Below are 4,314 nucleotides of genomic sequence, written 5' to 3'. Positions count from 1 at the left end.
TTTATTAAAAATAATAATTCCTCCAATATATCAATAATATTATATTTGTTTACTATTATATATAAGATGCATAAAGTAAAATATTTATAGAAGAATGTCGATTGATTGATAAATTCTTATAAATTTTGTTTAATGATTTATGTATTTTTAGTGAAAATCATAAAAAATTAGCAATCCAAAATTGAAAAAAAATTTTAAAAAATAATGAAAATGATGAATAATGTATTATATTTTTTACATTATTGGGCAATTTATTTAAAGAAATTTATAAAACGTCAATTTTTTTCAACTTAAAAATGATGATTGACCAGGCATGACCGGTGCGGGCATGAATAGTAAAAAAAGTAGAATTATTAAAAAAAAAGTAAAAAAAGATAATCTAACCCATGGTCTGGGTCATATTACCTTGTGCAGCAGCTGCGATACTTCCGACAATGTCAGTGGTCTGCTGGAGGTTTGCAAGCATCTTGTCCATGCTGTCTTTAAGTTCTTCCTTTTGACCGGTCAAGATTTCGCGAGCGCCGTCCGCATCTTTTTTGACTGCAAGACCTGCACCTATGCTTACGATGATTTCGTCAGTGCTTTTGAGTTCCCCTTTAATGAAGGAGCCTGCACCGACAGGTACGAAAGCTTCGACTGATTCTTTGCCTTCGATATCTTCCAAGGTAGCAAATAATGCGTCAACTTCGGCAATTGAGGTTTGAATCATTTCAATCTGCTGTTGAATCAATTCAGCCTGTTGCCTGTAGACATTGATTTCATTAACAAGGTTGTTTAATCTTTGCTGATCTTCCATGTCAATCCCTCAATGCATCTATAAAATTTCTTTTACGATTGGGTCTTCGACATCTTCAGGAGCGATTTCCTCGATTGAGTCGATTGAAATCTGGTTCCTGTTGATACCATGTTTGCTTCCAAAGTTTGCATAGATTTTGTCTTCTATGTCGGATTCACAAGTGGCCTTGTATTCTTTGGTAAAGTCATGGTATTCGTCGCCCATTACAAAAGTACCTTTAACTCTGTAAATTTTTGTTATCATATAAAATCCCTCATGATTGTATTAATTAAAAATCATCATCCAAAAAGCCTAATGCCTCTTCAACTCTAGCCATTTCAGGACCTGTACTGTCCTTGTCGACTATTGCACCGGAGGAGTTTGCCAAAATGCATGCGCCTACCAGTGGTATGCCTCTGCCGACAGTACCGATATCTCCTTCAACACCAAATACTTCACGAGCAAAGTTAACCTCTGAGGAAAGTGCGTTCTTGCTCATCAGGAATCCCTTGTTTGTGACTTTAACAAGTGAACCGATGATGTCGCTTCCGACAATGTGGGATGTCTTAACATCCACGTCAAGTGTCTCTTCAAGCACTTCGATTGCTTCAGGGCTCAGGAACGGTGAAGCTATTGCTCCCTTGTCGTTGGCGGCCACGATGTTTCCCACAGCGGTGTACTGGCCCGGGATGGTGGCAACATTTAAGCCCATGTCCTCAAACTGTTTAACTTCCCTATCTAAAACATGTGGGGAAACAACAATACCATTTGAATTGGCTACAGCTAAAGATCCGATAAGGCTTGATCCGGAAATAGAAGACTTTACAACTTCAACCTCCAGTGTTTCCTTAATAATTTCCGCTTTCTCGTCCAAAAGATTATAAGGAACAATAGCCAAATTGTCGGTTGCAAGAACGAATACTCCAATGTTTGGATTTCCTACAATGTCTATTCTTTTCAACATATTGTCACCTCACATTTTTATGTGTCTATTCTGCTAAAGTAGCTTTTACAACACCATCATCATCTTTAACTGCTTTTACAGTGATTTTTGAAGGTATTTTTTGAATACCTCTTTCCCAAATTGCATGATTGATAGATTCGTCGATTTTAACATCACTAGCTTTCATGTGTTTGGTCAAGAAGATTTTGATCTCCCTGATAGCTCTAGGAGCCCTGATAGTCCTTTTGACTTCTTTTACATTTCTAAGTGGAATTGTGTAAACTCTTAAGCCCAGATTGGAATTCTCCTATTTTGTTTGTTTGCTTTTGCCATTCTTAATTTTTTAGCTAATGGTTTATTTCTACTCATTTTCTCACCTGTAATAATAATTATTCTTTATATCCGATAACACGAGTTTGATAATGTTCCGGGAATATTTCCAGCGGATTTGAACCCATCTGCTCAATCATCTCCCTTATTTCAACCTCAAAGTCTGAGCTTGTATCCCTGTTTGACCTTTCCTTTGAAATCTCAAAGAGGCTTTCGGTAATCATCCTCACTGACTTGTGGCCGAAGCTGTCCAGGTTTATGTACTGTGCGTCAAACCTGTCTTCAAGGCTTTTTATCTGATTGACTGAAAGTTTTGGGGTTCTGTCATCACGTCTTGTCCCGTCTGCAATAATATCATGAGTCTTTGCAAGTTCCTCCACTGTCATCCGGTGGATGTATTTTATTCCGTCGTTTGGAAATCCGTCCTCGAGGATTTTCTCGCATGTCTTCTTGAGGATGTCAGTATCCATTTCAAGGACATTATGCTTGAATCCTAAAGATTCTGCGGATTTTCTTGCCGGAATGTATGAATCGTACACGCCGAAATTTGCTGTGTATAATTCCACGTCAAGGCCAAGCCTTTCAAGCATCACTGCAACAAAGGATGAGTCCTTGCCTCCACTATAGAGAACTGCCGCCTTCATGAATATTATTTCCTTGTAATCTTGATTTCTCTTTTCTGACCGGCAATCTGTCTTAAAAGGACTTTGAGTTGCTCGTCAGTTACTTTACCTCTTAGGCTTCCTGCCTGTGCGGACTGGATCAGCTGAAGTTCGATGTTGTTGACCAGTTCAGGTTTGGTCAATTTGAGATTTGCCAATCTTTGGCGAGCTTCAGGAGTCATGATCTGACCTAAGATTTGTTTTTTCTGAGCTTCGAATTGTGCCTGGGCTTCCTGCTGTTGAGCCTGTGCCATGGCCTGCTGTTGGGCCTGGTTCTGCATAGCAGCCTGTTGAGCCTGCAATTCAGCCATTCTTTTTTGACGAATTTCGTCTAATTCGCTCATATCAAACTCTCCTAAAAATTATAATTAATATTTTTCAAGTTCAGGAATGTCTTTAATTATTTCTCCGGAGATTTTATCCAAAAATGATCTTCCTTGAGGAGATACAACTCTTCCGCCTACAACTTTTTCCACGTATCCTGCGTCTTCAAGCTGTTGGAGTGCGGTTCTGATGATTGATCCGCTTCCTTTCATGAATTTTTCAGGACGTACGCCACGGTCTTTTTTACCGCCGTAGAAAGTTCTTAAACTTGAAACACCAACAGGTCCGTCAATGTAAACTCTTCTGATGATAGAAGCAGTTCTTATAAACCACCAATCAGGGTTTTCCGGTTTTCTTTCCTTGTGGACACCGGTTCTAACAAAATTGGACCATGCAGGAGATTCTATCTTGTCATTCTCTTTAAATTCTTCTGCGACTTTTTCAATTAATAAATCTGCAGGTACATCAAATACAGTAGTCATATTAATTCTCCAATATTTTTATTGTAGCTTAATCCACTGTAAATTTAAGACCTAAAAAAATAGGGCCTGTAACTCTAAATTTATAATGTTTAAGGCTTTTTCTTGTAGATTACAGCAACGTGACCTCTCACGTCCACGAGCTTTGCCCGGGTCCTTGAGATGATTTCGTCGATGTAAGCATCTTTATCGCGAGCGATATTTTTTGCAAATTTAAGTTTAACGATTTCATTGGCCTTGAGTTGACGTTTGATTTCTTCAATAACGTTGTCGTTTACGCCAGCCTTTCCAATGTTTATTGTCATCGCATTAAGAGCTCTGTTCATCAATTCCTTTTTGTTTTGAATCATATTTAGCTCTCCTTTTTAACTTCTTTTCCCTATGATAGGGAATCTTCATTGCGTGACCGCATTCACCACAAAAAATGTTGACCTCTGAGTCAACCAGCCGGACGGTGCAATTGCGACCAGGCTTGAGAAAGGATTTGCAACTCTTGCAATACCTCCTTCGCCATTCTTCAGGCACTGGAGTATTGTATTTGGTGGACAGCTTCAATGCAAGCTCGACATAGCGATGTGATCTTTCCGGATGGGTGATGAATTCCATCTCGGCCCGATTAAAAAGAATGTTCATTCTTTCAATCGCTATTTCAATCATCCACTTTGGTCGTTTTCCTCTACTCAAAAATATCCTCCTTTGAAATGTAGGATATAATATTCAAAATTGAATTAAAATGATTTGCGCAAATTAAAACAAAAACCATAGTTAAGATAACCTTAGGTTAATATGAATATTAAGAAT

The 4,314-nt window shown here is 38.4% G+C and carries 9 protein-coding genes and 1 pseudogene; all 10 read right to left on the bottom strand.

Annotated elements, in window-relative coordinates; all coding sequences use genetic code 11:
• Positions 1-379: 379 nt before the first annotated feature.
• Positions 380-796, bottom strand: coding sequence for a prefoldin subunit alpha (gene pfdA / locus QZN27_RS09775; RefSeq protein ID WP_296787020.1), 417 nt, complete (start codon positions 794-796; stop codon positions 380-382).
• Between the two features lie 18 nt (positions 797-814).
• A complete protein-coding gene (rpl18a, locus tag QZN27_RS09770) occupies positions 815-1,039 on the bottom strand; it encodes a 50S ribosomal protein L18Ae (protein WP_296787017.1) in 225 nt (74 codons plus the stop codon).
• Positions 1,040-1,064: 25 nt separating this feature from the next.
• Complete coding sequence (locus QZN27_RS09765; protein WP_295591718.1) at positions 1,065-1,739, bottom strand: translation initiation factor IF-6; 675 nt, start codon at positions 1,737-1,739, stop codon at positions 1,065-1,067.
• A 25-nt stretch (positions 1,740-1,764) separates the two neighbouring features.
• Positions 1,765-2,013: a 50S ribosomal protein L31e gene (locus QZN27_RS09760; RefSeq protein WP_296787023.1), complete on the bottom strand. Its 249-nt coding sequence runs from the start codon at positions 2,011-2,013 to the stop codon at positions 1,765-1,767.
• Positions 2,010-2,087 (bottom strand): annotated as a pseudogene (gene rpl39e / locus QZN27_RS09755) (50S ribosomal protein L39e); the annotation flags it as partial. The gene QZN27_RS09760 and the pseudogene rpl39e, both read right to left, overlap by 4 nt.
• Positions 2,088-2,107: 20 nt before the next feature.
• Positions 2,108-2,692: an asparagine synthase-related protein gene (locus QZN27_RS09750; RefSeq protein ID WP_295591716.1), complete on the bottom strand. Its 585-nt coding sequence runs from the start codon at positions 2,690-2,692 to the stop codon at positions 2,108-2,110.
• Positions 2,693-2,697: 5 nt separating this feature from the next.
• Positions 2,698-3,054, bottom strand: coding sequence for a DNA-binding protein (locus QZN27_RS09745; protein ID WP_295591715.1), 357 nt, complete (start codon positions 3,052-3,054; stop codon positions 2,698-2,700).
• 24 nt (positions 3,055-3,078) lie between these two features.
• On the bottom strand, positions 3,079-3,516 hold the full coding sequence (locus QZN27_RS09740) for a 30S ribosomal protein S19e (protein ID WP_295591714.1): 438 nt from the start codon (positions 3,514-3,516) through the stop codon (positions 3,079-3,081).
• A gap of 89 nt (positions 3,517-3,605) precedes the next feature.
• On the bottom strand, positions 3,606-3,863 hold the full coding sequence (locus tag QZN27_RS09735; RefSeq protein ID WP_295591713.1) for a YhbY family RNA-binding protein: 258 nt from the start codon (positions 3,861-3,863) through the stop codon (positions 3,606-3,608).
• Positions 3,823-4,197, bottom strand: coding sequence for a ribonuclease P protein component 4 (locus QZN27_RS09730; protein WP_295591712.1), 375 nt, complete (start codon positions 4,195-4,197; stop codon positions 3,823-3,825). The genes QZN27_RS09735 and QZN27_RS09730 overlap by 41 nt, the downstream gene beginning before the upstream one ends.
• Positions 4,198-4,314: the final 117 nt, after the last annotated feature.

The organism is uncultured Methanobrevibacter sp. (assembly GCF_900316895.1).
Taxonomy (GTDB): Archaea; Methanobacteriota; Methanobacteria; order Methanobacteriales; family Methanobacteriaceae; genus Methanocatella.
Note: the sequence above shows the minus strand (reverse complement) of the source record. Positions and strands in the feature narration are given on the sequence as shown.